Annotated in this window: 2 protein-coding genes and 1 pseudogene; 1 reads left to right on the top strand and 2 read right to left on the bottom strand. The window is 73.4% G+C overall.

Annotation, left to right across the window (positions count from 1 at the left end; all coding sequences use genetic code 11):
* Nucleotides 1-227: pseudogene (locus B9S61_RS10600) on the bottom strand (hypothetical protein); the annotation flags it as partial.
* Between the two features lie 120 nt (nucleotides 228-347).
* Here B9S61_RS10600 and B9S61_RS10595 point away from each other — a divergent pair.
* Nucleotides 348-695, top strand: a complete 348-nt coding sequence (locus B9S61_RS10595; protein ID WP_103542026.1) for a VOC family protein — start codon at nucleotides 348-350, stop codon at nucleotides 693-695.
* A gap of 9 nt (nucleotides 696-704) precedes the next feature.
* On the opposite strand, the gene B9S61_RS10590 is transcribed toward B9S61_RS10595, so the two are convergent.
* Nucleotides 705-903, bottom strand: a 199-nt coding sequence (locus B9S61_RS10590) for a hypothetical protein (RefSeq protein ID WP_146064781.1), incomplete at its 5' end; no start/stop codon positions are given.

Raw genomic sequence — 903 nt, 5'->3', positions numbered from 1 at the left:
GTCGACGCGTCGTACCGCGGTCGCGGACTCGCCGCGGCCCTGCTCGACGGTGCGACGGCCGCGCCCGCGTACAGCGCGGCCGCGCCGGACCCGGCGTACAGGGCGGCCTTGCGGCGCTGCCCCCGTGCCTGTTCGCGCAGTTCCTCACGTACGGTCTCGCGGGCCACCTGGGCCAGTTCGTCGACCAGGTGCTTGTCCAGATGCTCCAAGTGCTCCAAACGTTGCATGGCCGGCGGGTACCCGTGGCCGGGTGCGCGTAACTCCCGCCCGTACGCGGTGTGAAGACCGGTGTGGAGATCGTCCGGGCCGGACACCGGGCCCCGGCGGCCCCAGCTAGGCTCGTCCCCATGGAGATTCTGGGTGCCACACTGCGCGTCTGCGTCGACGACATCGAGACCGCCATCCCCTTCTACGAGCGGCTGGCCGGCGGCAAGGCCCTCCGCTTCGAGCGGGCGGGCGTCCAAGTCGCCGCCGTCGGCTGCTTCCTGCTGATGAGCGGTCCCGCGGCGGAGCTGGACGTGCTGCGCAAGGTCGCGGCGACGATCGCCGTGCAGGACGTCGACGAGGCCCGCCAGGTGCTCGCGGAGATGGGAGCGGACATCATCGCGGGCCCGGTTCCCACGCCGGTGGGCCGCAATCTCATCGCGCGGCACCCGGACGGGGCGGTCTACGAGTACGCGGACCGCCGCGCCTGAACCGCCCGCTCAGGGGGTGGGCCGCATCCGGAAGTCGTAGCCCTCCGGGAGGGGTTCGGGACCATGGGCGGTTCCGTCGGTGAGGGCGTTCCACAGCCGTCCGATGACCTCGTCGCCCTCCCGCAGGTCGGCGACCTCGAAGCCCGCGTCGAACACGGCGCGGGCCTCCTCGCGCCGCCCCTCGGCGAGGAGCAGCGCCGCCTCGGCC

Origin of the sequence: Streptomyces sp. SM1 (assembly GCF_002910825.1) — a bacterium.
Taxonomy (GTDB): Bacteria; Actinomycetota; Actinomycetes; order Streptomycetales; family Streptomycetaceae; genus Streptomyces; species Streptomyces okerensis.
The sequence above is the reverse complement of the archived record's forward strand: the minus strand, read 5'-3'. Positions and strand labels throughout refer to the sequence as shown.

Bases quoted from the DNA above. Each gene is read 5' to 3' on its own strand.
- B9S61_RS10595 (WP_103542026.1), top strand. From the start codon at position 348: ATGGAGATTCTGGGTGCCACACTGCGCGTCTGCGTCGACGACATCGAG.